The sequence below is a fragment of the Klebsiella sp. SWET4 genome (assembly GCF_024296565.1).
Taxonomy (GTDB): domain Bacteria; phylum Pseudomonadota; class Gammaproteobacteria; order Enterobacterales; family Enterobacteriaceae; genus Klebsiella; species Klebsiella variicola.
Genome location: NZ_JANCOB010000003.1, coordinates 364,953 through 391,139, shown reverse-complemented (window position 1 = coordinate 391,139; position 26,187 = coordinate 364,953). Strand labels below are relative to the sequence as shown.

Genomic DNA, 26,187 nt, shown 5'->3' with positions numbered 1-26,187 from the left:
AGTCCGGTAGCCCGGATAAGGCGTCAGCCGCCATCCGGGGAACGACCGCCGCGCTTATACCGGCTGCTGATGGTGGGTGAAGCGCGAGGCCAGCGGCAGCCAGCACAGCAGAATCAACAGGCCCATCAGCATCATCAGCAGGCCGAGGCTGCCCTGACCGGTTTGCGGCATCATCGCCGACAGCCAGGCCAGCACGCCGGAGCCGATATTCTGCAAGCCGCCCACCAGGGCCCCGGCGGTACCGGCGAGAAACGGGAACGGCTCCATCGCGCCGCTGGTGGCCAGCGGGAATAACATCCCGGCGCCGAAGAAGAACAGCGCCGCCGGCACCAGCAGGGTCCAGACGGTCATGATGCCCAGCAGTCCAGGGATCCACATCATCAAACCTGCCAGCAGGCAGCAGATCACCGACTGCCACATCAGCGTCGGGAAACGCTTGTTCGGCCGGCCGGCAAACCACGCGCCGAAGAACGCCGCCGGGATCGGCAGAATAAACAGAATACTCACCGCCATGCTGCTCAGGCCGAGCACCGCGCCCATCAGCACCCCGGAACAGGCTTCGAACACCGCAATCCCGGCCAGGCCGCCGATCAGCATCAGCAGATAGCAGTTAAACGCCCCGGTACCGAACAGCGTTTTGTAGCTGGTCAGGAGTTTGGTGCGTGGCGCCCCTTCCGGGCGCGTTTCCGGCATCCACTTCGCCATGCTGAAGGTCACGCCCGCGCACAGCACCAGCAAGAAGGCGTAGCAGGCGCGCCAGCTCCACAGGGTGTCGAGGATGCCGCCGAGCAGCGGCGCAATCAGCGGGCTGACCAGAATACCCATATTTAACAGGCTATTGGCATGACGCAGCTGCGCGCCTTCGTACAGGTCGCGGGGCAGGGTGCGCGCCATCACGCCGCCGACCCCGGTGCCCATCCCCTGCATGGCGCTGGCGGCGATCAGCACCGGCAGGCTATGGGTGGTAATAGCTACCAGCGTCGCCAGCATAAAAATCGACATCCCGACGAGGATCACCGGACGGCGACCGACGCGGTCCGAGAGCGGGCCGTAGAACAGCTGTGAAATACCATAGGTCAGCAGATAGGCCGCCATCACGCTTTGTACCGCCCCTTCGCGGACGTTCAGCGCGACCGCCATGTCGGCAATAGCCGGAATATAAATGGTCTGCGCCATCTGGCCGACGGCCACCAGCAGTACCAGCATCAACAACAAATTGAAGTTCTTATGCCGTTTCATGTCGATGAATACTTTGCGAGTAATTAGAAGTGAAGAATATGTGACTGGCACACCCCGTAAACGATGGAGGAATCTACCATATAAAAATGACAGAACAACTGCAAAGTACCGATTGCTGGGGGGAGTCGAGGCAGATTTTGTAAACAGGTTCGGCAACTAATGTTGCCATTTCAGGCTACGCCAGGCGCAGGAGGATCGCCCCGGCGGCAATCCCGCAGGCGGCCACGATGCGCAGCGGCATCAGTTGTTCTTTCAGAACGATAAAGGCGATCAGCGCGCCGAAGAGAATGGAGGTTTCACGTAGCGCGGCGACCACCGCCAGCGGGGCCTGGGTCATCGCCCATAGCGCCAGGCCGTAGGAGCCCATGGTGCCGACACCGCCGAGGATGCCCTTTTTCCAGTGCTGACGTAAATAACGACTGGCCTCTCGCCGTCGCGCCACCATGGCCCAGCACAGCAGGCAGAAACCATTCATAAAAAAGGTCCACAGGGTGTAGCCTAGCGCCGAGCCCGCCAGCCGGACACCGGTGCCGTCCACCAGTGTATATCCCGCGATAAAGCAGGCGTTGATCAGCGCCAGCACGATGCCTTTGCGGGAGCTAACGCTGCCGTGAAAGGCCATCGCCAGAATCGCCAGGCAGATAACGCCGATGCCCAGCCAGGCCAGCGGCGACAGACGATCGCCGAGGAACAGCACGCTTATCGCCGCGACCAGCAGCGGCGCGGTGCCGCGCATCAGCGGGTAGGTCTGGCTCATATCCGACACCTGATAGGTCTTCGCCACCAGCACCGTATACACCACCTGTAACGCGCACGACGCCAGCAGATAGGGGGCGCTGGCAAGCGCGGGCTGCGGGGCAAAGGGCAGCATCACCAGGGCGATCAGCGCGGCCGAGCCGCTGACGCCGATCGCCGCGTACATTTTATCGCCGCTGGCTTTGACGATAGCGTTCCAGCTGGCGTGCAGCAGGGCGGCGAACAGCAAAATGCAGAATACGGTGAGGGTCATCGCAGACAGGTTCAACAGTGAAGGTCACCGGAATGTAACACGCGCCCGCGCTGCCTGCCAGCGGGGGGGTTAAAGCGAACAAAACAGGCGATGCGTCACCCGCGGTTCATCGTAAACCGGGCGAAAACCAAGCCTTTCATAAAAGGGCCAGGCCTGCGCCGGGGCATGGGTGTTAAGAAAATCGAACCAGGCGCTGGAGTGGGTAATGACCGAGACCAGCAGCTGCTGGCCGATGCCCCGGCGACGGTAACGTTCGCTAATGTAGAGATGGCGAATGCGCCCGACCCGCGGCTGCGGACTGAAGGGATCGCTATTGATGCCGCATACCCCTACCAGCTGGTGGTTGACGAAGGCGCCCAGCAGCGTTTCGCCCGGCGCGTTAAAGCGGTTTTTGCCGCTCTGCCAGTTTTCCGCCAGGCGGCGCAGCATGTTGAAATGCTGTTCAAGGCTTTCAGTGCGCAGCGCAACGAACCCCGGATCGTCCGGCGTTGTGGCGGCAATTAACAGGGGTGGCATAGCTTCCTCCATCAAGTCATCCCGGGACGCCCGGCGGGCGCCTGCAGGGGGGCGGTTTCCCGCCCCCCTCAGGTGCGACTTGAACCTGAATCAGCGGAACTGTTTCAGGACTGCATCAAGTAGTTGCAACACAGCAACCATGAGTTTCAGGATTAAAATAATAATATCCATTCCGCCCATACGCGCGTCTCCTGTGGTTAAGGAGCACAATAAGCTGACGTACCTTTCCGCTGCCCGTTGCCAGCTTATCCCTGCCTGTCGCCGGCGGCGTCTGCCCTGGCCGATAGTTCATCCTTTCCATGAACGGCTTCCCGGCCCGCCGCCTGCAACGACAGGGGTGCGCAGCGCTGAGCCACGCGTTGCCGCGCGGGCCAGTGACTGCACGTTGTTGACGTAACACAGTGTGCTCTCTCGGGGTTAAGGCACTGACGGCACCACCCGTTTCAGCCAGGACTTCGTTGCGCCGGTCAAACTTGCGGCCCCCGAATGGCACAAAGTGAACACACCCAGTATAGATAAATACTGTATGGATGAACAGTATTTTTTGGACAAATACGCCCCTCTCATCCATACTCTATGACAGAGAAAAACCGACCTTAAATTGCGCGAACTGCAGCGATCGCGTATACTTTTGGCGTTGACGTAATACAGTGTGCTTGCGGCTACCACCTGTAACCATGCTGATAAAAACCTCGCTCCGGCGGGGTTTTTTGTTTTCTGCCCTTTTGCGCCGAATTGTGATCTTTCACGCAAATTATCGTGGATGAAAATAAATCCATTGTGAAATCGCAAAACCTGTGTTTGTATAAATTCAGCTTATTTTTCGACACAACAGGTCCCTAATGAACGCAACCCTGATCGCTTCGACCCTACTAAAAACCGCGCCAGCCGCGGTGGTCGTCGTGTCTGTGGTGGTCGTCGTCGGCAACGCGCCGTAGGGTCCGGAACAACACGAATTCCAAACCCCGCCGGCGCAAACCGAGCGGGGTTTTTTGTTGGCGAGCCCCCCGGTAAAGTCGGCCCAGAATAAAAGGACTGGAGCATGGCAAGTTCGGGCACCACATCAAACACAATGCGCTTTACCGGCGCGCAGCTGGTTGTTCATTTACTGGAACGCCAGGGCATCACTATGGTCAGCGGCATCCCGGGCGGTTCTATCCTGCCTATCTACGATGCCTTAAGCCAAAGCACGCAGATCCGCCACATCCTGGCGCGCCACGAGCAGGGCGCGGGGTTTATCGCTCAGGGGATGGCGCGAACCGAAGGTAAACCCGCAGTCTGTATGGCCTGTAGCGGCCCTGGCGCCACCAACCTGATTACCGCCATCGCCGATGCCCGCCTCGATTCAATCCCGCTGGTCTGCATCACCGGCCAGGTGCCGGCCTCCATGATCGGCACCGACGCTTTCCAGGAAGTGGACACCTACGGCATCTCTATCCCCATCACCAAGCATAACTACCTGGTGCGCGACATCGCCGAGCTGCCGCAGGTGATGAGCGATGCCTTCCGTATTGCCCAGTCCGGGCGTCCCGGACCGGTGTGGATAGACATTCCTAAGGACGTACAGTCGGCCACTATTGAACTGGAGACCTTGCCAGAACCGGGCGAGCGCGCCCCGGCACCGGCATTCGCCCCCGAAAGCGTGCGCGAAGCGGCGGCAATGATCAATGCGGCGAAGCGCCCGGTGCTGTATCTGGGCGGCGGCGTGATTAACGCGCCGCAGCCGATTCGTCAGCTGGCGGAAAAAGCCAACCTGCCGACCACCATGACCTTGATGGCGCTGGGGATGCTGCCGAAGGCGCATCCGTTGTCGCTGGGGATGCTGGGCATGCACGGCGCGCGCAGCACCAACTTTATTCTGCAGGAAGCGGATTTACTGATTGTTTTAGGCGCGCGTTTTGATGACCGGGCGATTGGCAAGACCGAGCAGTTCTGCCCGAACGCGAAGATTATCCACGTCGATATCGACCGCTCTGAGCTGGGTAAAATCAAGCAACCGCACGTCGCGATTCAGGGCGATGTGGCGGAAGTCTTAGCCCAGCTCATCCCGCAGATTGAGGCGCAGCCGCGCGACGAGTGGCGCCAGCTGGTGGCCGATTTGCAGCGTGAATTCCCCTGCGCCATCCCGCAGGAAAGCGACCCGCTCTCCCATTACGGCCTGATTAACGCCGTGGCCGCCTGCGTTGACGATGAGGCGATCATCACCACCGATGTGGGTCAGCATCAGATGTGGACAGCGCAGGCCTACCCGCTCAACCGTCCGCGCCAGTGGCTGACTTCCGGCGGCCTCGGCACCATGGGCTTCGGCCTGCCGGCGGCCATCGGCGCGGCGCTGGCGAATCCGCAGCGCAAGGTTATCTGCTTCTCCGGCGACGGCAGCCTGATGATGAATATTCAGGAGATGGCTACCGCCGCCGAAAATCAGCTGGATGTCAAAATTATCCTGCTGAACAACGAAGCGCTGGGGCTGGTGCACCAGCAGCAGAGCCTGTTTTATCAGCAGGGCGTGTTCGCCGCCACCTATCCGGGGATGATTAACTTTATGCAGATTGCCGCCGGTTTTGGCCTGCAAACCTGTGATTTAAATAACGAAGCCGATCCGCAGGCGGCGCTGCAGGCGATTATCGACCGCCCAGGTCCGGCGTTGATCCACGTGCGTATCGACGCGCAGCAGAAAGTGTATCCGATGGTACCGCCGGGTGCGGCCAATACTGAAATGGTGGGGGAATAAGCCATGCAAAAACAATGTGATAACGTCATTCTGGAACTCACCGTCCGTAACCATCCCGGCGTCATGACCCACGTTTGCGGGCTATTTGCCCGTCGGGCGTTTAACGTCGAAGGCATTCTCTGTCTGCCAATTCAGGGCAGCGAACACAGCCGCATCTGGCTGCTGGTAAATGATGACCAGCGATTGGGGCAGATGATTAGCCAGATTGAAAAGCTGGAAGATGTCACCAAAGTGGCGCGTAACCAGTCCGATCCCACCATGTTTAACAAAATTGCGGTGTTCTTCGAGTAAATCGCGCAAGGCTTGAACGGTAAGGTGCTTATGGTTAAGGTAAGCGCCTTTGCCGGATGGCGCTGCGCTTATCCGGCCTACAGGGAGTGGATCCGTAGGCCGGATAAGGCGTTTACGCCGCCATCCGGCGCTTTCAGGCACCAGGAAACACCATGACTACCATCGCCCTTATTGACGATCATTTGATTGTCCGCTCCGGTTTTGCTCAGCTACTGGGGCTGGAAGCTGATTTTCAGGTTGTCGCTGAATTTGGTAGCGGCCGCGAGGCGCTGGCGGGGCTACCGGGGCGCGGCGTGCAGGTCTGTATCTGCGATATCTCCATGCCGGATATTTCCGGGCTGGAGCTGCTCAGCCAGTTGCCGAAGGGGATGGCGACCATCATGCTGTCGGTACACGACAGCCCGGCGCTGATCGAGCAGGCGCTGAACGCCGGCGCGCGCGGCTTCCTGTCGAAACGCTGCAGTCCGGATGAACTTATCGCCGCGGTCCGCACGGTGGCGGCGGGTGGTTGCTATCTCACGCCGGATATCGCCATGAAGCTGGCCGCCGGGCGCCAGGATCCGCTCACCAAACGCGAACGCCAGGTGGCGGAAAAGCTGGCGCAGGGCATGGCGGTGAAAGAGATTGCCGCCGAGCTCGGCCTGTCGCCGAAAACCGTTCACGTTCACCGCGCCAACCTGCTGGAAAAACTGGGCGTCAGCAACGACGTTGAGCTGGCGCGCCGCATGTTCGATAGCTGGCAATGAAGGCTGTCGTCTCACGATTGCTGTCGGTCATCGGCTGCGCCTTTATCTTCTCCGCAGCCTGGTTCTGCCTGTGGAGCATCAGTCTGCATCTGGTGGAGCGTGCGGATTTAGCGGTGCTGCTGTTTCCCTTTGGCCTGCGTTTAGGGCTGATGCTGCAATGCCCGCGTGGCTACTGGCCGGTGCTGCTGGGAGCCGAGTGGCTGCTTATCTTCTGGCTGGCGCAGGAAGTGGCGCTGGCGCACCCGATAATTTTGATGACCGGAAGTCTGCTGACTCTGCTGCCGGTGGCGTTGATCTCTCGCTATCGCCATCAGCGCGACTGGCTGACGCTGCTGCGCCAGGGCGGGGCGCTGATCGCCGCCTCGCTGCTGCAATCGCTGCCGTGGCTGGCGCAAGGGAGCGAAGGATTGACCGCCCTGCTGTTAACGCTAACCGGCGGCCTGACGCTGGCGCCGACCTGCCTGGTTATCTGGCACTATCTTACCAGTACCGTCTGGCGGCCACTGGGGCCCGCGCTGGTCTCGCAGCCGATTAACTGGCGCGGCCGGCATCTGATCTGGTACCTGCTGTTATTCACCATTAGCCTGTGGCTGCAGCTTGGGCTGCCCGCCGAGCTTTCCCGCTTTACCCCGTTTTGCCTCGCGTTGCCGATTATCGCCCTCGCCTGGCACTACGGCTGGCAGGGGGCGCTGATCGCCACCCTGATGAACGCGATTGCGCTGATTGCCAGCCAGACCTGGCACGATCACCCGGTCGATCTATTGCTTTCGCTGCTGGCGCAGAGCCTCACCGGGCTGCTGCTGGGGGCGGGGATCCAGCGATTGCGCGAGCTTAACCTGTCGCTACAGAACGAGCTGGCGCGAAATCGGCGGCTGGCGGAACGTCTGCTGGAAACGGAAGAGAGCGTGCGGCGTGACGTGGCGCGCGAGCTCCATGATGATATCGGCCAGACGATCACGGCAATTCGCACCCAGGCGGGGATCGTGCAGCGTCTGGCGCCAAACAACGCCAGCGTACGGCAGAGCGGCCAGTTGATAGAACAGCTGTCGCTGGGGGTGTACGACTCGGTGCGCCGCCTGCTTGGTCGTCTGCGTCCGCGCCAGCTTGACGATCTGCCGCTTGAACAGGCGGTACGTTCGTTGATGCGCGAGATGGAGCTGGAGGACCGCGGCATTGTCAGCCATCTCGACTGGCGGATTAACGAGGCGGGACTGAGCGAGAACCAGCGTGTGACGCTGTTTCGCGTTTGCCAGGAGGGGCTGAATAATATCGTCAAGCACGCCAGCGCCAGCGCTGTTACCCTGCAGGGCTGGCAGCAGGATGAGCGACTAATGCTGGTGCTGGAAGATGACGGTTGCGGCCTGCCGCCGGGGTCGAATCTGCAGGGGTTCGGCCTGACCGGCATGCGCGAACGTGTGACCGCGCTGGGCGGTACGTTAACTATCTCCTGCACACACGGTACCCGCGTGTGCGTCAATCTACCGCTGCGTTACGCCTGAGAGGAGCGCCGATGTTTGCCTTTTTAAAAGCGCCGCCGGACGCCGCGCCAGTTAGCGATAAACGCGAGCTGGACGAGCGTTATCGTTACTGGCGTCGACATATTCTGCTCACTATCTGGCTTGGCTACGCGCTGTTTTATTTCACCCGCAAAAGCTTTAATGCCGCGGTGCCTGAAATTCTCGCCAGCAACGTCCTGACCCGCAGCGATATCGGCCTGCTGGCCACGCTGTTTTACATCACTTACGGGCTGTCGAAATTTTTCTCCGGTATCGTCAGCGACCGCTCCGACGCCCGCTATTTTATGGGGCTGGGGCTTATCGCTACCGGGGTGGTGAATATTCTGTTCGGTTTTTCCACCTCGCTGTGGGCTTTCGCGCTGCTGTGGGCGCTGAATGCCTTCTTCCAGGGCTGGGGCTCGCCGGTCTGCGCCCGGCTGCTGACGGCCTGGTATTCGCGGACCGAACGCGGCGGCTGGTGGGCGCTATGGAATACCGCGCATAACGTCGGCGGCGCGCTGATCCCGATGGTGGTGGGGGCGGCGGCGCTGCATTACGGCTGGCGTGCGGGGATGACGATTGCCGGCTGTCTGGCGATCCTCGCCGGACTGTATCTGTGCTGGCGGCTGCGCGATCGCCCGCAGGCGGTGGGGTTACCCGCCGTGGGCGACTGGCGTCACGATGCGCTGGAAATCGCCCAGCAGCAGGAAGGTGCCGGGCTGACGCGCAAAGCGATCCTGACCCGCTACGTGCTGGCCAATCCCTATATCTGGCTGCTGTCGCTGTGCTATGTGCTGGTGTACGTGGTGCGGGCGGCGATTAACGACTGGGGTAATCTGTATATGTCGGAGACGCTCGGCGTCGATCTGGTGACCGCTAACTCGGCGGTGACCATGTTTGAGCTGGGCGGTTTTATCGGCGCGTTGGTGGCGGGATGGGGCTCGGATAAGCTGTTTAACGGCAATCGCGGGCCGATGAATCTGATTTTCGCCGCCGGAATTTTGTTGTCGGTTGGCGGGCTGTGGCTGATGCCGTTTGCCAGCTACGTCATGCAGGCGGCCTGCTTCTTCACCACCGGGTTCTTCGTCTTCGGCCCGCAGATGCTGATCGGCATGGCGGCGGCGGAATGTTCGCATAAAGAAGCCGCCGGGGCGGCAACCGGGTTTGTCGGCCTGTTCGCTTATCTTGGCGCCTCGCTTTCCGGCTGGCCGCTGGCGCAGGTGATGGATATCTGGCACTGGACAGGATTCTTCGTGGTGATTGCGATTGCCGCCGGCATTTCCGCGCTGCTGCTGCTGCCGTTTTTAAACGCGCAGGCGCCGCGTACCGCCAGCGAAGCGTGATGTAGTTCACCCTTTGGCCGCGAACGGGGCAAAACTAAGAAATTTTCTTGGTTTCACCTGGACGTCGTCTCAGGCCAGACGGCGCGCGGGTTTTTACAATGCCTGGTTATTACGCAGGCATAAAAAATCAGCTCAGGAGATACCCATGCTGGCCTTTCTGAATCAGGTGCGCAAGCCGACCCTGGATCTGCCGCTCGATGTGCGGCGCAAAATGTGGTTCAAACCTTTCATGCAGTCCTATCTGGTGGTCTTCATCGGCTACCTGACCATGTACCTGATCCGCAAGAACTTTAACATCGCGCAGAATGATATGATCTCCACCTACGGGTTGAGCATGACGCAGCTGGGGATGATTGGCCTGGGCTTCTCCATCACCTACGGCGTGGGCAAGACGCTCGTGTCTTATTATGCCGACGGTAAAAACACCAAGCAGTTCCTGCCGTTTATGCTGATCCTCTCCGCCATCTGTATGCTGGGCTTTAGCGCCAGCATGGGCGCGGGCTCCACCAGCTTGTTCCTGATGATCGCCTTCTATGCGCTGAGCGGCTTCTTCCAGAGCACCGGCGGCTCGTGCAGCTATTCCACCATCACCAAGTGGACGCCCAGACGCAAACGCGGCACCTTCCTCGGCTTCTGGAATATCTCCCACAACCTCGGCGGCGCGGGCGCGGCGGGCGTGGCGCTGTTTGGCGCCAACTATCTGTTCGACGGCCATGTGATCGGCATGTTTATCTTCCCGTCGATTATTGCGCTGATCGTCGGCTTTATTGGCCTGCGCTACGGTAGCGACTCGCCGGAATCCTATGGCCTCGGCACGGCGGAAGAGCTGTTTGGTGAAGCGATCAGCGAAGAGGACAAAGAGACCGAAGAAAATGCGATGACCAAGTGGCAGATCTTTGTTGAGTACGTGCTGAAAAACAAAGTGATCTGGCTGCTGTGCTTCTCCAACATCTTCCTCTACGTGGTGCGTATCGGTATCGATCAGTGGTCCACCGTGTACGCCTTCCAGGAGCTGAAGCTGTCTAAAGAGGTGGCGATTCAGGGCTTTACCCTGTTTGAGGTCGGCGCGCTGGTCGGCACGCTGCTGTGGGGCTGGTTGTCGGATCTGGCCAACGGCCGCCGCGCGCTGGTGGCTTGCATCGCGCTGGCGCTGATTATCGCCACCCTCGGGGTTTACCAACACGCCAGCAACCAGTACGTCTATCTGGCCTCGCTGTTTGCGCTGGGCTTCCTGGTGTTTGGTCCGCAGTTGTTGATCGGCGTCGCCGCCGTCGGCTTTGTGCCGAAAAAAGCGATCGGCGCCGCCGATGGGATCAAGGGCACTTTCGCCTATCTGATCGGCGATAGCTTCGCCAAGCTGGGTCTCGGGATGATCGCCGACGGCACGCCGGTCTTCGGCCTGACCGGCTGGGCCGGCACCTTTGCGGCGCTGGACGCCGCCGCCATCGGCTGTATCTGCCTGATGGCCATCGTGGCTATCTTCGAAGAGCGTAAAATTCGCCGCGAGAAAAAGAACCGTATTTTGCAGACTGCCTGATTCACCAGGTATTTGGTAACCTTGCCCGGCCATTGCGCCGGGCTTTTTTATTGTTCTTGCTGGCTGGATTGCAGCAGCAGCTCCCGCAGCCACTGCTGCGCCGGGTCATGATGGTTACGCTCGTGCCAGGCCATGCTTTTGGTGAAACCCGGGATCGTCAGCGGCGGTGGGGCTATTTTCATGCCGCTGGCTCTTTTCGCCAGTCGGCGCGGTACCACGGCGATCATGTCGCTCACCGCCAGTATTTCCGGCAACACCAGGAAACTGCTCACCGACAATCCCACCCGCCGGGTTCGACCAAGCGCCGCCAGCGCGTCGTCGGTCACGCCGCGAAAGCTATCGCCCTGCCATGAAACCAGCACATGTTCCAGCGCACAGAAGCGGTCGAGCGTCAGCGGCTGGCTGGCCTGCGGATGGTCTTCGCGCATCAGACAGACATAGTCTTCCTGATACAGCGCCCGGCTGTGCAGCGCCGGCGGCGTATCGTGGGGCGTCAATAGCGCAATATCCACTTCACCACGTTCGGACTGTGCCAGCAGCGTGGCCGGTGATTCGGGAATGATGCGCACGCGGATACCCGGCGCCAGTGGCTTCAGCGCGGCGATAAATGGCACGATCACTGCTTTCAACGCATAATCCGTCGCGGCGATGGTCCAGGTAAAATTGGCTTCCAGCGGCTCGAAGATGGCGGGTTGCAGCAGGGTTTCAGCATCGATCAGCAGCTGCTTTACCGGAGCCGCCAGCGCCTGAGCGCGCAGCGTCGGCACCATACCGTGCGGGGCGCGGATAAACAGCGGGTCATTAAAGGCGTCGCGCAGGCGGGTGAGCATGCCGCTGACCGCCGGCTGGGTGAGCGCCAGCCGCGCTGCCGCCCGGGTGACGCTGCGCTCATCGAGCAGCGCATCCAGGGCTTTCAGCAGGTTGAGATCGAGGTTTCTGATATCAGATTTCATGATAGCTATCCGCAAACGCGATAAGTCACATTATGGTATGCCCGGTAGTCGACAGCAGGCAAATTCCCATTATGATAGTGAGGCTGCGATTGGATGAGAGGATGCATGATCTGGATAGGACTGGCCACCCTGGTAGTGGTATTTGTTGTGGGATTTCGGGTGCTTACCTCTGATTCACGCCGCGCGATTCGTCGCCTGAGCGAACGCCTTGGCATAACGCCTGTTCCGCTGGAATCGATGATCGATCAGTTGGGAAAAACCGCCGGTAATGAGTATTTGCGCTACCTGGAGCGGCCGAATGAAGCGCATCTGCAGAACGCCGCACAGGTACTGCTGATCTGGCAGACCGCTATCGTCGATGCCAGCGAAAAAAACCTGCATTACTGGTATCGCCTGATGCAAAAAGCGCGTTTAGCGGCGCCGATTACCGACGCGCAAATTCGTCTTGCGCAAGGGTTTCTGCGCGAGCTGGATCCGGATGCAAGCGATTTGCATAACCTACAGCAGCGTTATAACGCGCTGTTTCTGCCGGAAGACGGCGTGCACTGGCTGCACTGATATCATAATTGCTTATGTGTATTATCAAGGATGGTGATTCGATTTATATCACTCACCGACGCATGATTAACCTCGTTAAAACAATCGTTCACGAGGTTAATCATGAAACAGCCCCTGCTGCAAAGCGCCATCGTCTGGCCGGAAGAGTATCTGCCAGGCACGACCGACAATTTTGCCTCTAATGAAATTATCGTCAGCGGCCTGACGGCAGCTCAGATATGGGCGCAGCTCGATGACACCACGCTGTGGCCGGGCTATTACAGCAACGTTGCCGATATCCATTTCCATGACGGCAGCGGCCCGACCCTCAGCGCCAACGCCCGTTTCCGCTTCAGCACCTTCGGCTTCCCGATTGAGGCGCAGATTACAGAGTATGTACCTCCCGCTGCCGGGCAGGCGGCGCGCGTAGCCTGGCACGGCTGGGCGGAAGGGGATGCAACGACGCGTCTTGATGTGATCCACGCGTGGCTATTTGAAGATTTGCCCGGCGGGCGCGTACGTATCCTCACCCAGGAGTCGCAAAAAGGCGTTCCGGCGCAGGAGTTGGCGCGTACCTTGCCCAATCCGATGATTAACGGTCACCAGGAGTGGATCTGCGGGCTGGTGAAATCGGCTCGCGGTGAGTAAATCCGAGTGCCGGATGGCGGCTGCGCCTTATCCGGCCTACGGTTTCCGCACTCGTCACTTGTAGGCCGGATAAGCGTAAGCGCCATCCGGCAGAATGGCGAAGGCTATATTCTCAGGCTATCCCTTTGTATCATGCCGTGAAAAGCGATGAGAGTTGTGAAAACGTTAAATTCGTCACAAACAAAATGTTACACTGCGCGGCTTTCAGCCACTTTCTTCGCAGGTCACTCATGAGTCATTCAAATGAAGCCAAACCCCATGCACGCGAGCTGGCGCGACCAAACTGGTCGGCGGTTTTCGCGGTTGCTTTCTGCGTTGCCTGCCTGATTACCGTCGAATTTCTACCGGTCAGTCTGCTGACGCCGATGGCGCTGGATTTAGGCATCTCCGAAGGGATGGCCGGGCAGTCGGTGACGACGACGGCATTCGTAGCGATGTTCTCCAGCCTGTTTATCACCTCCATCATTGGCAAAACCGATCGCCGCTACGTGGTGATCCTGTTTTCGCTGCTGCTGACCCTTTCCTGCCTGCTGGTATCGTTTGCCGATAGCTTCACCCTGCTGCTGCTGGGACGAGCCTGTCTGGGCCTGGCGCTCGGCGGTTTCTGGGCGATGTCGGCCTCGCTGACCATGCGGCTGGTGCCGATGCGCGTGGTGCCGAAAGCGCTATCGATTATCTTCGGCGCGGTATCAATCGCGCTGGTGATCGCCGCCCCATTGGGCAGTTTCCTTGGCGGGCTTATCGGCTGGCGCAACGTCTTTAACGGCGCGGCGGTGATGGGCGTGCTGTGTACGCTCTGGGTGCTGAAAGCGCTGCCGTCGCTGCCCGGTGAATCGGCTTCTCAGCAGCAAAATATGTTTGGTCTGCTGAAGCGTCCGGGGGTGATGGCCGGGATGTGCGCCATTTTCATGGCCTTTGCCGGGCAGTTCGCCTTCTTTACCTATATTCGCCCGGTTTACATGACCCTCGCCGGTTTTGACGTCGACGGCCTGACGCTGGTGCTGTTGAGCTTTGGTATCGCCAGCTTTATCGGCACCTCGCTCTCCTCGGTGCTTCTCAAGCGTTCGGTAAAAGCGGCGCTGGCGATCTCGCCGCTGGTGCTGACCGCCTGCGCGGTGGCGCTGGTGCTGTGGGGAGAAAGCAAAATCGTCGCCTCGACGGTGGCGATTATCTGGGGCTTCGCGTTTGCGCTGATCCCGGTGGGGTGGTCAACGTGGATCACCCGTTCGCTCTCCGATCAGGCGGAAAAAGCCGGGTCGATTCAGGTGGCGGTGATCCAGCTGGCCAACACCTGCGGCGCCGCGGTCGGCGGCGTGGCGCTCGACCACTTAGGGCTGCTGTCGCCGCTGGTGTTGTCAGGAATATTAATGCTGTTTACCGGGTTGCTGGTGGCGACCAAAGTGAAGGTGAATCCACCCGCTTAAGGCCGCTCGCCTTTTGCCAGCCGGCACTACCGCGGGTACGGCGCCTGACCGCCCGGCGGCGCTGCGCTTGCCGGGCCTACGGGTGGTATCCCGCAGGCCTCCTCAGTCGTAGCCCGGCTAAGCGTAGCGCCAGCCGGGAACGCTCCTTCGACAACGCTATCGCATCAGAACCACGCCTCAAACATTCCACCGACGTTCAGTGAATCCAGCTGCTGGTCCTGGGTGCCGTTAACCTTCGCGGTATGCTCGTTGTCCACCTGACCGCCGGTCACATAGAAGCGCAGCATCGGACGGAACTCCGGCCCCATGCCGATGGCGATGTTCTGCGACAGCGTCAGCTTCCAGCCGTGGTTATCCCCGCCCTGGTCGTAATCCACGCGCTGGTAGCCCGCTTCCAGCCAGGTGGAGTGCACGTCGTTCCAGAAGTACATCGGCCGGACGATGGCGCCGTAGTTTTTACGGTTGTCGGTGTTGTCCTTGCCGTTGTCGTAGTCATGGAAAGCCAGCAGGTATTCGATCTGCGCCTGCTGGGTGAACTTATGGCTGCCCTCGAAGCTGGCGTAGACCGTGGTCAGGTCGTCGGTTTTGTTGTAGACGCTGTTATCCGAGTTGTCGGAGTAGCGCAGGATCACCTTGTTCACCCCGCTGTCGTTGGTGTGGCTCAGCACCAGGCCGCCCTGCCAGGCTTCGAGGCGCGCGTCGCTGTCCACCGCCTTCGAGTCAAAGCCGTAGTTGGCGTACACCTCGACGTCGATCGGCCCGGCCTTGATGTTGTGGGTTTTGGTGGTCAGCGCGTAGTGGCCGTTGTCGCCGGTGTCGGAGCTGCCGGTACAGGTGATACGCGACGGGTTGGTCTCGTCTGCCATCACTTCCGGACTACAGGATTTCACCTGCGACACCGTCGCCACGTCAAACTGCACGCCGCCGATATCAAAGTTCTTCACCCCGGCGCCCTGGCCGTCGTGGTTCATCCAGAAGTAGTCGTTGATCCCCTGTTGCGGACGCTGGTGGAAGTCGCGGCCGGCCCAGATATAGGCGTTGGGGTTGGATTCCAGCACGTTGGTGACGCCGACGTAGGCCTTCTTCAGGTTAACTTCGTCGCTCCAGTGGTCGAACATCACGTTGAGATCCCAGATAGCCCCCTGCGCGCTTTTGAAGGCCTTGCTGATCTGGAATTCGCCGCCGTTGCTTTCGTTGCCGAGACGGCCGATCGCCGAGGCGCCGTTATAGGAGCCGTCGACGCCGACATATTTCTGGTCGCCGGTCTGGAAGTGGGCGCCATAGCGGGCATAGCCGCTGAACTTGAGGCCGAACGGAATGGCCATATCCGGCGAGGCGGCGGTTGTCTGCGGGTTGGTGATCACGTCGACCTTTTTGTTGGCCGCGGCGTCGATTTTCGCCTGGCGGTCGGCCAGCGCTTTATCAACGGCTTTGGCAACGATGGCGTCGATCTGTTCCTGCGTAAATTCTTGCGCCATGACAGAAATTGGGCACAGCGCGGCGACAACCGCCATGGCTAAAGGCAGTTTTTTCACAGTATTCATGGTTATCTCGCTTTAATAATTAATATATTTCAGATAATAACCATCCCATTCTGGCTAAAATAAATAACCAAAATAAGCTGATTTGTTTTTTAGGGTACAGCGACGCCGGAGAATAATATTCTCGCTGACGTTATTCCATATTAATTAACGCTGGTACAGATGGATTAATTCTTCTGAGAACTCGCGGGCCAGCAGCGAATTCATCAGATGATCCTGGGCATGTACCATAATCAGCGTCATAGGCTGACGCGCTTCACCGGCATCCTGCCCGATGAGCTGGGTCTGCATCTGATGCGCCCGGCGGGCGTAGCCGTCGGCCTCATTTAAGAGTAAGCGCGCTTCGTCGATATTTCCGGTTCGGGCCGCATGCAACGCTTCAAAACATAATGAGCGTGACTGTCCTGCATTAACGATAATTTCCATTACCGCATCTTCTAATTCAATCATGTGTATTCCTGAGGTATTTATTATTTAATAATGCAGTGAAAGTCCATTTTCTGCATTATTACGCTGTCATCTTATTATCTCTCCGGAAGGAGAGGGATTAGCTAACGGTTTCTGCCACTGGAACGCTATTTTTGGCTTTCTCAACTTCGGTTTTCATTAAGGAACGTTCATAGGCGCGCAGGAACGGCAGGTAAATGACCGCCGACATCACCATGCAGATGAGACACATCACCACCGGACTCAGGGTCCAGTTGGCCGCCCATGACGCGCCAATTGGTGCCGGCGTGGTCCACGGAGTGAGGGACACCACCTGGCTCAGCCAGCCAAGACGCGTCGCGCCGTAAGCCAGCACCGCGTTGACCATCGGCACGCAGACGAAGGGGATAAACATCATCGGGTTCATGATGATTGGCGCTCCGAACAGAATCGGCTCGTTGATATTAAAGAAGCTCGGCACAATGCCCATCTTGCCGATGGTGCGCAGATGAGTGGCCCGGCTACGCAGCAGCAGGAAAGCCAGCGGCAGAGTCGAACCGACACCGCCAATCAGCAGATAGTGATCCCAGAAGCCCTGCAGATAGACGTGCGGCAGCACCGTACCCGCCGCCAGCGCCGCCTGGTTTGCCGACAGGTTGGCCATCCAGAACGGGTTCATAATGCCGGTAACAATCAGTGAGCCGTGGATCCCGGCGAACCAGAAAATCTGGCACATCAGAACGGAGAGCAAAATCGCCGGCAGCGAGTCGGAGGCGGAAACCAGCGGCTCCAGCAGATGCATGATCGCCTGCGGCAGGATCATCCCGGTCTGCGCTTCGATAAACAGGTTCAGCGGATGCAGAGTCGCAATGACCACCAGCACCGGGATCAGGATTTCAAACGAACGGGCGACGCCGGTGGGGACCTCTTTCGGCAGACGAATCGTAATGTTGTTTTGCTTCAGCCACGCATAAACGCGGGTGGAGTAGATGGCGGTGATCAGCGCGGTGAAAATGCCCTGACCGGACAGATACTGAGTGGAAATTTTGCCATCGGCATAGGGCGCGGCGACCAGCAGGAAGGCCATAAACGCCAGCAGACCGGACATCACCGGATCGAGCTGAAACTGACGACCGAGGCTGGCGCCAATGCCGACCGAGATAAAGAAGGTCATCACGCCCATGCTGAGGTTAAACGGCAGCATCAGCTGTTCGCGGTAGTGCTGGGAGAAATCAAGCCAGCCGCGGGCAAAGCCGTTGGTGGTATCGGGTGAAAACGGCGGAAAGATAAATACCAGCATGAAAGAGCCGATGATCATAAACGGCAAGGCGGCAGTGAAGCCATCGCGGATAGCGATAACGTATTTCTGCTGCCCAAGGCGTCCTGCCAGCGGAGTAATAGATTGCTCGATCACGGCAATCATGGACTGATACAGAGAACTCATTTCAACACCTCTCAGTGCGCCGCTGGGATCAGCGACAGAGCATAATTCAGGACGTTGTCTCCCCGCTGCATACCGTAGTCCATCGTATCGATGGGCTGAACGGGAATGTTCAGGGAAGCCGCTTTGTCAGACAGGGTTTTCAACATGTATTTCACCTGGGGGCCAAGCAACACCACCTGATACTGCGGAAACTGCATGTCAAATTCGGAAACGCCATAGGCATCAATCTGCACCGGCAGGTCACGTTCATTCGCCGCCTCCACCATCTTTCTGACCAGCAGACTGGTGGACATCCCGGCAGAGCAGCACAGCATAATCTTGTACATCGACGACCATCCTCAAAATGTAAAAAGTTATTGCGTGGATGATTTGATATCAGACGGAAACCGGTTTCCATTCATAAAAAGCAGAACTGTGATAGTGGTCAAGATCTCCTGCTTATGGGGCGGATTTATTGGATTTCGCTCACATTATTCTGTCGATTTGGCGATGTTTTGCGCTGAAATGGAAAATCGGTTTCCAAACAAATGGTGAAATGGATATACTGCGCTGGTCACAATTGAAGCGATTCAGGTTTACAGGATTTTGGCGGGACGCGGCGCCCGCGCAGGGGAAAATGATGTCGACAATCAATGATGTTTCACGACTTGCCGGGGTTTCCAAAGCCACGGTGTCGCGAGTGTTGAGCGGCTCACGTGGCGTGAAGGAAGCCAGTCGTCAGGCGGTGCTGCAGGCGGCGGAAGCGCTCAATTACCGGCCAAACATGATAGCCCAGTCGTTGCTCAGCCAGTCCACCGGCTGTATCGGCGTCATCTGCGCCCAGGACAACATCAACCAAACCACCAGCTATCTCTACGCCCTGGAAAAACAGCTCAGCCAGCACCAGAAGCACCTGCTGCTGCGCTTCGCCAACACCAGCAACGGCGTGATGAGCTCGCTGGAGGAGTTGACCTGCGGGTTGTGCGATAACGTGCTGATCATCGGCGCGCGTTTTCCCCTGAATATTAACCGCCCGGACGTGGTGCTGGTGGACTGCCTCGACAGCGAGGGCGACAACAGCATTCAGTTCGATCATGCCTTCGCTGCCGAAACCGCCTGTCATTATCTGATTAGTCAGGGGAGACGGCAGATTGCGCTGATTCATCCGCAGAGCAGCGGCTTTGCCGATCAGGTGCTGCTGGGCTACAAGCACGCGCTGGAAAAAAACTTTTTGCCGTTTAATCGCAACCTGGTGTTTCTGGATAACACCTCGCCGTCGGTGGCGGTGCAGGAGCTGGTCAATAACGCCACGACGCTGAACTTTAACGCGCTGCTGGTGAGCGATGAACAGCAGGCGCAGCGCGTGGTGCCGCAGCTGCAGGCGTTTAACCGTGCCGTTCCGCAAAATGTGATGGTGTTTAGTCTCGCCGGATCGTTACAGCTGCCCGGTATTCCCACCATTCCGGCCATTGAATATTCCATGGACGCGATGGCGTCGCGGATCGTCAACTGGCTGACCGAGAAAACGGACAACCCGGGCGGCAGCCCGCTGCGCGGCGATTTAATTATTCCGAAGCATTGAACACCGCTCTTGCCCTGACCCGCCGCCGTTGGCTGCGGGTTTTTTGCTGGCTGGTTTTTGTCGTATCCCTCACATTATAAATAAAACTCATATCTGACGCCGGGTTTTCGAACCGGACAGCCTGCGTGACCTGCCTTAAGTTGAGTACGAAAGTTCCACTCAAAAAACACTAACCAGAACATTCGTACCGCCTGCTTAAGGAAGTGACCCTATGAATCACATGAACGTTGTCGATGTGAAAGCGTGGATAGATGCCCGTCCGGTCTCGCGCTTTCAATGGAACGTGCTGCTGCTCTGTTTCATCATCATTATGCTGGATGGGTATGACGCCGCGGTGATGGGCTTTGTCGCCCCGGCGCTCATTGAGGACTGGGGCATCAGCCGGGCTGAAATGGGGCCGATTCTTGGGGCGGCCATGTTCGGCGTCGCCATTGGCGCCCTGGTGGCGGGCCCGCTTTCTGACCGCTACGGCCGAAAACGCATTTTACTCTGGTCGGTGGCGCTGTTTGCGCTGTTCAGCCTGGCCGGCGCCGTGGCGCAAAGCCCATCGCAACTGGCGCTGATGCGTTTTCTTACTGGCCTTGGCCTTGGCGCGGTGATGCCCAACTGCGTCACGCTGGTGGCAGAATATATGCCGGAGCGGCGTAAAGGGGTGATGATCACCCTGATGTACAGCGGTTTTAACGTGGGTTCCGGCCTCGGCGGCTTTATCGCCGCCGGTTTGTTATCGCATTACAGCTGGCACTCGGCGCTGATTTTTGGCGGCGTGCTGCCGCTCGTGGTGCTCCCCTTTATGATCGTGATGTTGCCGGAGTCGGCGATGAACATGGTGGCGCGCCGGCTACCGGGCGAGCAGATCGCCAGGGCGCTTAACCGGCTTGGGGGCCAGTTTACGGCGGAAACCGTTTTTCAGTTGAATGCGCCGCCCATCACGCGGAGCAGCAAAGTGGCGCAGCTGTTTCGGCATGGCTATGCCCGCGGCACGATAGCGCTGTGGCTGACCTATTTTATGGGGCTGTTCGTGATATATCTGCTGAACGGCTGGCTGCCAACCATTCTCCGCTCCGGCGGGCTGTCGCTGCAGCAGGCGGCGATGATGACCGGCTTGTTCCAGCTCGGCGGCCCGCTGGGCGGGATCCTTGTCGGTATGCTGATGGATCGCGCTTCGGCGAAAGCCGTGATTGCGGCAACCTATTTCCTCGGCTGCCTGTGCCTGTTGTCCCAGGGGTTGATGGATTTCGGATCGGCGGCGCTGTCGGTGCTGATTTTTATCAGCGGGATGTGCATTAACGGCGCGCAGAACGGTCTGCAGGCCTATTCGCCAGCCTATTATCAAACCGAGATCCGTGCTACCGGCGTCAGCTGGATGCATGGTATCGGCCGTACCGGGGCTATTCTCAGCTCCACGCTGGGCGGGATGCTGATGCTGGCCGTACCGGGACACTCGTCGATCTTTTTGGTGCTTGCGCTGCCGGCCTGCCTGGCGGGGATCTGTATTTTGTTGCACCGTATGAATCACGCTAAGCCTCGACTCACAGAGGCAGAACTGGACGCTTTGTCATCCCCCCTGGAACACCGATAAGTGGAGTTATCTGATGGCTAACATTCTCGGCGGTATCGCCGTCTCTCATACCCCGACTATCGGCTTCGCGGTCGATCATCATAAACAGCAGGACCCGGCGTGGTCGCCGATCTTCCAGAGCTTCGAACCGCTGCAGCGCTGGCTGGAGGAGAAAAAACCGGATGCGCTGGTGTACATCTTTAATGATCATGTGACCGCCTTTTTCTTCGATCACTATTCGACTTTTACGCTGGGAATCGACAGTCAATATGACGTTGCCGATGAAGGCGGCGGACCACGCTGTCTGCCGCCGGTCCAGGGCAATGCGGCGCTCTCAAGGCACATTGGCGCCAGCCTGATGGCCGATGAGTTTGATATGTCGTTCTTTATGGATAAAAAGCTCGACCACGGCCTTTTCTCGCCGCTTTCGGCGCTGTTGTCCTGGGATGAAGCGCAGGGATGGCCGACAGCGGTGATCCCGTTACAGATCGGCGTGCTGCAATTTCCGGTACCGAGCGCGCGCCGTTGTTACAAACTCGGCCAGGCGCTGCGCCGGGCAATTGAAAGCTTCCCGGAAGATATCAATGTGGCGATTGTCGCGACCGGCGGCCTCTCGCATCAGGTTCATGGCGAGCGCTGCGGATTTAATAATCCCGACTGGGATGCCCAGTTTGTTGACATGCTGGTTAATGACCCGGAAAAGCTCACCGAAATGACCCTTGGCGAATATGCTGAGCTGGGGGGGATGGAGGGGTCCGAAGTGATCATGTGGCTGGTGATGCGCGGCGCGCTATCAGCCAATGTCACCGAAACCTGGCGCGACTATTACCTGCCGTCGATGACCGGTATCGCCACGCTGATCCTTGAGAACAATGCGCGCCTGCCCCCCGTCGATACCCTGACGCGCCATCGCCAGCATATGGCGCAGCAGCTGGCCGGGGTGGAGAAACTGCCGGGAACCTATCCTTTTACCCACGAGCGCAGCCTGAATGGCTTGCGGCTTAACCGTTTCCTGCATCGGCTGATTGAGCCTGCCTGGCGCGAACGTTTTCTGCAGTCGCCTCAGTCGCTTTATGCCGAAGCCGGACTGAGTGAGGAGGAACAGCAGTTGCTCAACGCACGCGACTGGCGGGGATTGATTCAGTATGGCGCCAGTTTCTTCCTGCTGGAGAAAATGGGCGCGGTGGTCGGTGTATCCAACCTGCATATTTACGCCGCGATGCGCGGGCAGACGCTGGAGGCGTTTCAGCAAACGCGCAACCAACAGGTAACCTATTCGGTGGCGGGTAAACGTTAAACGGTCCCGTCCTGAACCTGCTGATAGATAAAACGCAACAGCGCCTGCGTCGCCGGGGAGGGCAGGCTGCCGGCGCGAAACGTCAGCCCGATACGCCGGGTGGTATCGGGCAGGGGGACCGGCAACACGCTGAGCAGCCCATTGTCAGTTTCAAAACGCATCTGGCTGGCGGAGACCGCCGCCAGCATGTCGGAGTCCTGCAGCAATCCTCGCACCATCGCCGCATCCCCGGTCTCCACCGTCGGCTGGGGCAGCGGCAGCCCCAGGGTGACAAACGCCTTATCCAGCAAATGGCGCGCCGGCGCGTTGGCGCGCGGCAGCACCCATTGCGCGGTCGCCAGCTGGCTGCGCGGATCCGGATGGCGCAGCAGCGGGTGGTTATTACGCAGTAAAATCAACATATCCTCTTCAAATAACGCCTCGCTACAGAGGTCCGGAAGATCTTCATCCTGACGCAGGGCGCCGATAATAAAATCGATATTACCTGCCCGCATATCAGCGACCAGCGACTCATACGGGCTTTCATTGGTCATGAGGGTAATGCCCGGGTGCTGGGCCAGAAAGGCGGCGATGGCGGAGGGCAGTAGCCGGGTCCGGCTCAGCGGCAGGGCGCCAATGCGCACGGTGCCCTCCAGCACCCCGCGACGGGCGGCGAGATCGCTCCAGATGTTTTCCAGCTCGTTGAGCGCTCTGCTTACCGGGGGATAGAGTAGCTCCGCGGCGGGCGTGGGGCGCACCCCTTCTGGCGTCCGGCGAAATAGCGCCGAATCCGCCCCTTTCTCCAGGACCTTCAGCGCGGCGCTGACCGCCGGCTGGGTGATCCCCAACTGTTGCGCGACGGTTTGGGTATGGTTGACGTGATAGAGCTGAATAAATATGGCTAACCGGCGGGTATTGAACAGCCAGCCGGCGTCCGCCAGCGGGCCGCTGGTGCGGGTATGGTGTTTCTGCAACAGCGCCGGGATGGCCTGCAGGTCGTCAATCGCCCGCCGGGCGCGCGGCAGGATGCACTTGCCATACTCGGTGGGCACCATGCCGCTGTAATGGCGTTCGAACAGCGTGACGTTCAACGCGGCTTCAAGGTCGCGGATCGCCCGGGTTATCGCTGACTGCGTGCGGAATAAGTCATCGGCCGCACGCGAGACGCTGCCGCGCAGCGCGACCTGACAGAAAAAGCGCAGCTGCATGATATTTATGATTTTATCGTGCTTTTTCTTCAGCATGGTTCGTCAGGCCTGAAACAGTGAGTGAGTCGACAACATAAATAAAAATCATAGCCTTCGCAAGTTAACGAATTACCTCCCTGCGACGGGACATGACAAGCTGAAAAAAACAACAGAGGAAGCCATCATGTCTCATCCGGTTAGCGAAAAAAGTGCCCTTGTCGTCAGCGCCCACTCGGCCGATTTCGTCTGGCGCGCGGGCGGTGCGATAGCGCTGCATGCCCTGCAGGGCTATCAGGTCCATGTGGTCTGTTTATCCTTTGGCGAGCGCGGCGAGTCCGCCAAACTGTGGCGCAAAGGCAACATGACCGAGGAGGCGGTGAAGCAGGTGCGTCGCGAAGAGGCGCAGGCCGCCGCTGAGATCCTGGGCGCCAGCGTCGAATTCTTTGATATCGGCGACTATCCGCTGCGCGCCGATAAAGAGACGCTGTTTCGTCTGGCGGATGTGTATCGCCGTATCCAGCCCCACTTTGTCCTGACGCACTCCCTGCACGATCCCTATAACTACGATCATCCGCTGGCCTCCCATCTGGCGCAGGAAGCACGGATTATCGCTCAGGCAGAAGGCTATCGCCCCGGCGAGAAAATTGTCGCTGCTCCCCCGGTTTACTGTTTCGAACCGCACCAGCCGGAGCAGTGCAACTGGAAACCCGATGTGTTACTGGACATCACCGCCGTCTGGGAGAAGAAGTATCAGGCCATTCAGTGCATGCAGGGTCAGGAGCATCTGTGGGAATACTACACCCGCGTGGCGCTGCAGCGCGGAGTGCAGGCCAAACGCAATATCGGCATCACGGCCGCGCGCGATATCGTTCACGGCGAAGCCTTCCAGAGCATCTTCCCCCGCGTAACGGAGAACCTGGCATGAACCTGTTAAATAAAAAAGGCCTTGTGATCCGCCATCTGCCGCGCCATGACGAGGCGGTTTTGCGCCGCTGTGAGGCGGCCGGGGTGGCGACGCTCCATGAAGCCTGGGAGCGCCAGGGGCTGATGGGGCCGGTAATCCGTCCGATTCAGCAGGGCGTCAGCCGGGCGGGCAACGCGGTAACCGTGCTGGTGACGCCAGGCGACAACTGGATGTTTCATGTGGCGGTCGAGCAGTGCCGCGCCGGCGATATTCTGGTGGTGGCCCCGACGTCGCCGTGCGGCGATGGCTTCTTCGGCGATCTGCTGGCGACATCTCTCCAATCGCGCGGCGTGGTCGGTCTGGTAGGCGATATCGGCATTCGTGATTCGCAGACTTTGCGGGAGATGGGATTCGCCGTCTGGTCCCGTCAGGTTTATGCCCAGGGAACGGTGAAAGAGAGCCTCGGTTCGGTTAACGTCCCGGTGATTTGCGCAGGCCAGCTTGTGCAGCCGGGCGATGTCGTGGTGGCCGACGACGATGGCGTCGTGGTGCTGCCTCACGCGCAGGTCCGTGATGTGCTCGATAAAGCGGAAGCCCGTATGAGCAATGAGCTTGCGAAGCGTGAGCGGATGCGCCATGGCGAGCTGGGGCTGGATATTTACGCGATGCGCCCGCGTCTGGCGGAAAAGGGGCTGCGGTATTACGACCGCGCAGACGAGGTGGAGGAATAAATGGCGCAACGCGGAATCCCCTGTCTATGGATGCGCGGCGGCACCTCGAAGGCAGCCTGTTTTCTGGCTGACGATCTGCCTGCCGATCCGGTGCAACGTGATGCGGTGCTGCTGGCGGTGATGGGCTCGCCTGATCCCCGGCAAATTGACGGGATCGGCGGCGCCGATCCGCTGACCAGTAAAGTGGCGATTATCCGCCGCTCCGCACGGCCTGACGCCGATGTGGACTATCTGTTTGCCCAGGTGAACGTGGCGGCGGCCACCGTGGATTACGGCCAAAACTGCGGCAATATTCTCGCCGCCGTTGGCCCTTTCGCCATCGAGCGTGGTCTGGTTCGCCACGATGCGCCGCTCACTCGGGTGCGTATTTATATGGAGAACACGGGGCAACTGGCGGTGGCAGAGATCCCCTGCGATGCCGACGGGGTCGACTACGCCGGCGAGAGTCGTATCGATGGCGTGCCGGGCAGCGCCAGCCCGATCCTGCTCCATTTTCTTGATGTGGCGGGCTCCAGCTGCGGGGCGCTGCTGCCGACCGGCCGGGTTCGTGACCGTTTTGACGGCGTTGAGGTGACCTGCATCGATAACGGTATGCCGGTGATCCTGCTGCGCGCTTGCGACCTCGGTTGCACCGGCTATGAGACGCGCGAACAGCTGGATAATGACGATGCGCTTAAACGTCGCCTGGAGTCGATTCGCCTGCAGGCCGGGCCGCTGATGCAGCTTGGCGACGTCAGCCAGCGCACGGTGCCCAAGATGACCCTGATCGCCGAACCGCGACACGGCGGCGCCATCAGCAGCCGCACCTTTATCCCCCACCGCTGCCACGCGTCAATCGGCGTGTTTGGCGCGGTGAGCGTGGCCAGCGCTTGTCTGCTCCCCGGCTCTGTCGCGTATCGCCTGGCGCAGGTAGCGCCAGGCGATACGCCGCTGCTCAGCGTCGAGCATCCGACAGGCGAATTTAGCGTGACACTTCAGCTTGATGCTGACGGCGCCCTGGCTGGCTGCGGCCTGTTACGCACGGCGCGACTGCTGTTTGCTGGCGAGGTTTTTATTCCGGCCCGCGTCTGGCCGCGTGAGGAGTGA

The 26,187-nt window shown here is 59.4% G+C and carries 27 protein-coding genes; 16 read left to right on the top strand and 11 right to left on the bottom strand.

The window, feature by feature from the left end; translation table 11 throughout:
• Nucleotides 1-54 precede the first annotated feature (54 nt).
• The 5 genes from emrD to NKJ21_RS10960 form a co-directional block, all read right to left on the bottom strand.
• Nucleotides 55-1,239 (bottom strand): multidrug efflux MFS transporter EmrD, encoded by a 1,185-nt coding sequence (gene emrD / locus NKJ21_RS10980; RefSeq protein WP_012540264.1) that lies wholly within the window; start codon nucleotides 1,237-1,239, stop codon nucleotides 55-57.
• Between the two features lie 175 nt (nucleotides 1,240-1,414).
• Nucleotides 1,415-2,248: a DMT family transporter gene (locus NKJ21_RS10975; protein WP_012967016.1), complete on the bottom strand. Its 834-nt coding sequence runs from the start codon at nucleotides 2,246-2,248 to the stop codon at nucleotides 1,415-1,417.
• A 69-nt stretch (nucleotides 2,249-2,317) separates the two neighbouring features.
• The gene (locus NKJ21_RS10970) at nucleotides 2,318-2,764 is read right to left on the bottom strand and encodes a GNAT family N-acetyltransferase (RefSeq protein WP_012540266.1); all 447 of its coding nucleotides are present in this window, start codon (nucleotides 2,762-2,764) and stop codon (nucleotides 2,318-2,320) included.
• A 90-nt stretch (nucleotides 2,765-2,854) separates the two neighbouring features.
• Entirely contained in the window at nucleotides 2,855-2,974 is a 120-nt protein-coding gene (gene tisB / locus NKJ21_RS10965) for a type I toxin-antitoxin system toxin TisB (protein ID WP_004145059.1), read from the bottom strand.
• A gap of 452 nt (nucleotides 2,975-3,426) precedes the next feature.
• A complete protein-coding gene (locus tag NKJ21_RS10960; RefSeq protein WP_162550490.1) occupies nucleotides 3,427-3,594 on the bottom strand; it encodes a hypothetical protein in 168 nt (55 codons plus the stop codon).
• Nucleotides 3,595-3,606: 12 nt separating this feature from the next.
• On the opposite strand from NKJ21_RS10960, the gene ivbL reads away from it, so the two are divergent.
• The 7 genes from ivbL to uhpT all read left to right on the top strand — a co-directional run bounded on the left by ivbL (nucleotide 3,607) and on the right by uhpT (nucleotide 10,908).
• Nucleotides 3,607-3,702: an ilvB operon leader peptide IvbL gene (gene ivbL / locus NKJ21_RS10955; RefSeq protein WP_002923286.1), complete on the top strand. Its 96-nt coding sequence runs from the start codon at nucleotides 3,607-3,609 to the stop codon at nucleotides 3,700-3,702.
• 104 nt (nucleotides 3,703-3,806) lie between these two features.
• A complete protein-coding gene (gene ilvB / locus NKJ21_RS10950; protein WP_064142993.1) occupies nucleotides 3,807-5,495 on the top strand; it encodes an acetolactate synthase large subunit in 1,689 nt (562 codons plus the stop codon).
• A 3-nt stretch (nucleotides 5,496-5,498) separates the two neighbouring features.
• Nucleotides 5,499-5,786, top strand: a complete 288-nt coding sequence (ilvN, locus tag NKJ21_RS10945; protein WP_002923283.1) for an acetolactate synthase small subunit — start codon at nucleotides 5,499-5,501, stop codon at nucleotides 5,784-5,786.
• Nucleotides 5,787-5,938: 152 nt separating this feature from the next.
• Nucleotides 5,939-6,532 (top strand): transcriptional regulator UhpA, encoded by a 594-nt coding sequence (gene uhpA / locus NKJ21_RS10940; RefSeq protein ID WP_008806764.1) that lies wholly within the window; start codon nucleotides 5,939-5,941, stop codon nucleotides 6,530-6,532.
• A 17-nt stretch (nucleotides 6,533-6,549) separates the two neighbouring features.
• Nucleotides 6,550-8,031: a signal transduction histidine-protein kinase/phosphatase UhpB gene (uhpB, locus tag NKJ21_RS10935; protein WP_162542802.1), complete on the top strand. Its 1,482-nt coding sequence runs from the start codon at nucleotides 6,550-6,552 to the stop codon at nucleotides 8,029-8,031.
• An 11-nt stretch (nucleotides 8,032-8,042) separates the two neighbouring features.
• The gene (locus NKJ21_RS10930; RefSeq protein ID WP_012967017.1) at nucleotides 8,043-9,371 is read left to right on the top strand and encodes an MFS transporter; all 1,329 of its coding nucleotides are present in this window, start codon (nucleotides 8,043-8,045) and stop codon (nucleotides 9,369-9,371) included.
• Nucleotides 9,372-9,516: 145 nt separating this feature from the next.
• Nucleotides 9,517-10,908: a hexose-6-phosphate:phosphate antiporter gene (gene uhpT / locus NKJ21_RS10925; RefSeq protein ID WP_004202242.1), complete on the top strand. Its 1,392-nt coding sequence runs from the start codon at nucleotides 9,517-9,519 to the stop codon at nucleotides 10,906-10,908.
• Between the two features lie 47 nt (nucleotides 10,909-10,955).
• Here the strand turns inward: uhpT and NKJ21_RS10920 are convergent, their stop codons facing one another.
• Nucleotides 10,956-11,861, bottom strand: coding sequence for a LysR family transcriptional regulator (locus tag NKJ21_RS10920; RefSeq protein WP_022064559.1), 906 nt, complete (start codon nucleotides 11,859-11,861; stop codon nucleotides 10,956-10,958).
• 105 nt (nucleotides 11,862-11,966) lie between these two features.
• Here NKJ21_RS10920 and NKJ21_RS10915 point away from each other — a divergent pair, with 105 nt between their 5' ends.
• The 3 genes from NKJ21_RS10915 (at nucleotide 11,967) to nepI (ending at nucleotide 14,470) form a co-directional block, all read left to right on the top strand.
• Entirely contained in the window at nucleotides 11,967-12,419 is a 453-nt protein-coding gene (locus NKJ21_RS10915) for a DUF1198 domain-containing protein (RefSeq protein WP_032691299.1), read from the top strand.
• 102 nt (nucleotides 12,420-12,521) lie between these two features.
• Complete coding sequence (locus NKJ21_RS10910) at nucleotides 12,522-13,046, top strand: hypothetical protein (protein WP_016162009.1); 525 nt, start codon at nucleotides 12,522-12,524, stop codon at nucleotides 13,044-13,046.
• 230 nt (nucleotides 13,047-13,276) lie between these two features.
• Nucleotides 13,277-14,470, top strand: a complete 1,194-nt coding sequence (nepI, locus tag NKJ21_RS10905) for a purine ribonucleoside efflux pump NepI (RefSeq protein WP_008806768.1) — start codon at nucleotides 13,277-13,279, stop codon at nucleotides 14,468-14,470.
• 164 nt (nucleotides 14,471-14,634) lie between these two features.
• Here nepI and NKJ21_RS10900 read toward each other — a convergent pair whose 3' ends face one another.
• From NKJ21_RS10900 to NKJ21_RS10885, 4 genes are all read right to left on the bottom strand, one after another.
• Nucleotides 14,635-16,014 carry a carbohydrate porin gene (locus NKJ21_RS10900; RefSeq protein WP_012540271.1) on the bottom strand — a complete coding sequence of 460 codons (1,380 nt, stop codon included), beginning with the start codon at nucleotides 16,012-16,014 and terminating at the stop codon, nucleotides 14,635-14,637.
• A 144-nt stretch (nucleotides 16,015-16,158) separates the two neighbouring features.
• Nucleotides 16,159-16,461 carry a PTS lactose/cellobiose transporter subunit IIA gene (locus NKJ21_RS10895; RefSeq protein WP_002923158.1) on the bottom strand — a complete coding sequence of 101 codons (303 nt, stop codon included), beginning with the start codon at nucleotides 16,459-16,461 and terminating at the stop codon, nucleotides 16,159-16,161.
• Between the two features lie 97 nt (nucleotides 16,462-16,558).
• Nucleotides 16,559-17,881, bottom strand: a complete 1,323-nt coding sequence (locus NKJ21_RS10890; protein ID WP_002923156.1) for a PTS cellobiose transporter subunit IIC — start codon at nucleotides 17,879-17,881, stop codon at nucleotides 16,559-16,561.
• A gap of 11 nt (nucleotides 17,882-17,892) precedes the next feature.
• Nucleotides 17,893-18,207, bottom strand: a complete 315-nt coding sequence (locus tag NKJ21_RS10885; protein ID WP_004145041.1) for a PTS sugar transporter subunit IIB — start codon at nucleotides 18,205-18,207, stop codon at nucleotides 17,893-17,895.
• A gap of 293 nt (nucleotides 18,208-18,500) precedes the next feature.
• Here NKJ21_RS10885 and NKJ21_RS10880 point away from each other — a divergent pair, with 293 nt between their 5' ends.
• From NKJ21_RS10880 to NKJ21_RS10870, 3 genes are all read left to right on the top strand, one after another.
• Nucleotides 18,501-19,442 (top strand): LacI family DNA-binding transcriptional regulator, encoded by a 942-nt coding sequence (locus tag NKJ21_RS10880; RefSeq protein ID WP_032691298.1) that lies wholly within the window; start codon nucleotides 18,501-18,503, stop codon nucleotides 19,440-19,442.
• A 211-nt stretch (nucleotides 19,443-19,653) separates the two neighbouring features.
• The gene (locus NKJ21_RS10875) at nucleotides 19,654-21,024 is read left to right on the top strand and encodes an aromatic acid/H+ symport family MFS transporter (protein ID WP_012540273.1); all 1,371 of its coding nucleotides are present in this window, start codon (nucleotides 19,654-19,656) and stop codon (nucleotides 21,022-21,024) included.
• A gap of 13 nt (nucleotides 21,025-21,037) precedes the next feature.
• On the top strand, nucleotides 21,038-22,300 hold the full coding sequence (locus NKJ21_RS10870; protein ID WP_032733961.1) for a gallate dioxygenase: 1,263 nt from the start codon (nucleotides 21,038-21,040) through the stop codon (nucleotides 22,298-22,300).
• Here the strand turns inward: NKJ21_RS10870 and NKJ21_RS10865 are convergent.
• Nucleotides 22,297-23,523, bottom strand: coding sequence for a LysR family transcriptional regulator (locus NKJ21_RS10865; protein ID WP_023298376.1), 1,227 nt, complete (start codon nucleotides 23,521-23,523; stop codon nucleotides 22,297-22,299). The genes NKJ21_RS10870 and NKJ21_RS10865 overlap by 4 nt on opposite strands.
• Nucleotides 23,524-23,650: 127 nt before the next feature.
• Here NKJ21_RS10865 and galB point away from each other — a divergent pair, with 127 nt between their 5' ends.
• Genes galB through NKJ21_RS10850 form a run of 3 tightly spaced genes read left to right on the top strand, consistent with a single transcriptional unit; the run spans nucleotide 23,651 to nucleotide 26,187 of the window.
• On the top strand, nucleotides 23,651-24,391 hold the full coding sequence (galB, locus tag NKJ21_RS10860; protein WP_008806774.1) for a 4-oxalmesaconate hydratase: 741 nt from the start codon (nucleotides 23,651-23,653) through the stop codon (nucleotides 24,389-24,391).
• On the top strand, nucleotides 24,388-25,101 hold the full coding sequence (locus NKJ21_RS10855; protein ID WP_038421920.1) for a 4-carboxy-4-hydroxy-2-oxoadipate aldolase/oxaloacetate decarboxylase: 714 nt from the start codon (nucleotides 24,388-24,390) through the stop codon (nucleotides 25,099-25,101). Before galB ends, NKJ21_RS10855 begins: the two co-directional genes overlap by 4 nt.
• Nucleotides 25,102-26,187 carry a 4-oxalomesaconate tautomerase gene (locus NKJ21_RS10850; RefSeq protein WP_087731757.1) on the top strand — a complete coding sequence of 362 codons (1,086 nt, stop codon included), beginning with the start codon at nucleotides 25,102-25,104 and terminating at the stop codon, nucleotides 26,185-26,187. It begins immediately after the preceding gene.

Bases quoted from the DNA above. Each gene is read 5' to 3' on its own strand.
- emrD (WP_012540264.1), bottom strand. From the start codon at position 1,239: ATGAAACGGCATAAGAACTTCAATTTGTTGTTGATGCTGGTACTGCTG.
- NKJ21_RS10975 (WP_012967016.1), bottom strand. From the start codon at position 2,248: ATGACCCTCACCGTATTCTGCATTTTGCTGTTCGCCGCCCTGCTGCAC.
- NKJ21_RS10970 (WP_012540266.1), bottom strand. From the start codon at position 2,764: ATGCCACCCCTGTTAATTGCCGCCACAACGCCGGACGATCCGGGGTTC.
- ivbL (WP_002923286.1), top strand. From the start codon at position 3,607: ATGAACGCAACCCTGATCGCTTCGACCCTACTAAAAACCGCGCCAGCC.
- ilvB (WP_064142993.1), top strand. From the start codon at position 3,807: ATGGCAAGTTCGGGCACCACATCAAACACAATGCGCTTTACCGGCGCG.
- ilvN (WP_002923283.1), top strand. From the start codon at position 5,499: ATGCAAAAACAATGTGATAACGTCATTCTGGAACTCACCGTCCGTAAC.
- uhpA (WP_008806764.1), top strand. From the start codon at position 5,939: ATGACTACCATCGCCCTTATTGACGATCATTTGATTGTCCGCTCCGGT.
- NKJ21_RS10930 (WP_012967017.1), top strand. From the start codon at position 8,043: ATGTTTGCCTTTTTAAAAGCGCCGCCGGACGCCGCGCCAGTTAGCGAT.
- uhpT (WP_004202242.1), top strand. From the start codon at position 9,517: ATGCTGGCCTTTCTGAATCAGGTGCGCAAGCCGACCCTGGATCTGCCG.
- NKJ21_RS10920 (WP_022064559.1), bottom strand. From the start codon at position 11,861: ATGAAATCTGATATCAGAAACCTCGATCTCAACCTGCTGAAAGCCCTG.
- NKJ21_RS10915 (WP_032691299.1), top strand. From the start codon at position 11,967: ATGATCTGGATAGGACTGGCCACCCTGGTAGTGGTATTTGTTGTGGGA.
- NKJ21_RS10910 (WP_016162009.1), top strand. From the start codon at position 12,522: ATGAAACAGCCCCTGCTGCAAAGCGCCATCGTCTGGCCGGAAGAGTAT.
- nepI (WP_008806768.1), top strand. From the start codon at position 13,277: ATGAGTCATTCAAATGAAGCCAAACCCCATGCACGCGAGCTGGCGCGA.
- NKJ21_RS10900 (WP_012540271.1), bottom strand. From the start codon at position 16,014: ATGAATACTGTGAAAAAACTGCCTTTAGCCATGGCGGTTGTCGCCGCG.
- NKJ21_RS10895 (WP_002923158.1), bottom strand. From the start codon at position 16,461: ATGATTGAATTAGAAGATGCGGTAATGGAAATTATCGTTAATGCAGGA.
- NKJ21_RS10890 (WP_002923156.1), bottom strand. From the start codon at position 17,881: ATGAGTTCTCTGTATCAGTCCATGATTGCCGTGATCGAGCAATCTATT.
- NKJ21_RS10885 (WP_004145041.1), bottom strand. From the start codon at position 18,207: ATGTACAAGATTATGCTGTGCTGCTCTGCCGGGATGTCCACCAGTCTG.
- NKJ21_RS10880 (WP_032691298.1), top strand. From the start codon at position 18,501: ATGTCGACAATCAATGATGTTTCACGACTTGCCGGGGTTTCCAAAGCC.
- NKJ21_RS10875 (WP_012540273.1), top strand. From the start codon at position 19,654: ATGAATCACATGAACGTTGTCGATGTGAAAGCGTGGATAGATGCCCGT.
- NKJ21_RS10870 (WP_032733961.1), top strand. From the start codon at position 21,038: ATGGCTAACATTCTCGGCGGTATCGCCGTCTCTCATACCCCGACTATC.
- NKJ21_RS10865 (WP_023298376.1), bottom strand. From the start codon at position 23,523: ATGCTGAAGAAAAAGCACGATAAAATCATAAATATCATGCAGCTGCGC.
- galB (WP_008806774.1), top strand. From the start codon at position 23,651: ATGTCTCATCCGGTTAGCGAAAAAAGTGCCCTTGTCGTCAGCGCCCAC.
- NKJ21_RS10855 (WP_038421920.1), top strand. From the start codon at position 24,388: ATGAACCTGTTAAATAAAAAAGGCCTTGTGATCCGCCATCTGCCGCGC.
- NKJ21_RS10850 (WP_087731757.1), top strand. From the start codon at position 25,102: ATGGCGCAACGCGGAATCCCCTGTCTATGGATGCGCGGCGGCACCTCG.